Raw genomic sequence first — 913 nt, forward strand, 5'->3', positions numbered from 1 at the left:
AGGCCGCACCTGCGTACTGGTGGACGACATGGTCGATACCGCCGGCACCCTGTGCAAAGCCGCCCAAGCCCTGAAAGACCACGGCGCCGCCAAGGTGATTGCCTACATCACCCACCCGATCCTGTCCGGCCCGGCCATCGACAACATTGCCAGCAGCGCCCTGGACGAACTGGTCGTCACCGACACCATTCCCCTGTCCGAAGCCGGCCGCGCCTGTGCCAACATTCGCGTCCTAAGCCTGGCGCCCATGCTCGCCGAAACGGTACGCCGGGTGAACAACGAAGAATCCCTGAGCGCCATGTTCGACCGGCTGGAGCTGGTATAGAACGCCAGACGCCAGATGCTCGACGCCTGACGCTGAAACCCGCTCTTCGAGCGGGTTTTTGCTTTTTGGCGCGTCCGTCATCAGGCGTCTGGCGTCTGGCGTGCTTTTCATGCATAATCGCGCCCCCGCGGAATCCTCCGTGGCTTTATCAACCTCTCTGGCCGACCTGGTCGCGGGAAGCCCGAGAGCATACTGGAGACAGACCATGTCCAATGAATTCCTGCTGAATGCAGAAAGCCGCAGCGATACAGGGAAAGGTGCGAGCCGCCGCCTGCGTCGTCTGCAAGAACGTGTTCCCGGCATCCTCTACGGTGGCGAAGCCGAGCCGCAGATGATCAGCGTTGAGCTGCGCGAGCTGAAAAAAGCCCTGGAAAACGAAGCGTTCTACAGCCACATTCTCACGCTGAAGCTGGACGGTGCCAGTGTACAGGCCGTACTGCGTGACATGCAGCGTCATCCGGCCAAGGGCCACCCGCTGCACGTGGATCTGCTGCGCGTCGACAAGACCCACAAGATCACCATGAACGTGCCCCTGCACTTCATCAACGAAGAAAGCTCTATCGGCGTGAAGAAGCAAGGCGGCGAGAT

The 913-nt window shown here is 61.0% G+C and carries 2 protein-coding genes; both read left to right on the top strand.

The features are described from left to right. The coding region (gene prs / locus A3754_RS03540; protein WP_156496747.1) for a ribose-phosphate diphosphokinase at positions 1 to 325 on the top strand (325 nt) is incomplete at its 5' end. Positions 326 to 530: 205 nt separating this feature from the next. Next, positions 531 to 913 (top strand): 50S ribosomal protein L25 (locus A3754_RS03545; protein WP_156496748.1); only part of this gene is annotated, 383 nt, incomplete at its 3' end.

This window comes from Alcanivorax sp. HI0083 (genome assembly GCF_001635175.1).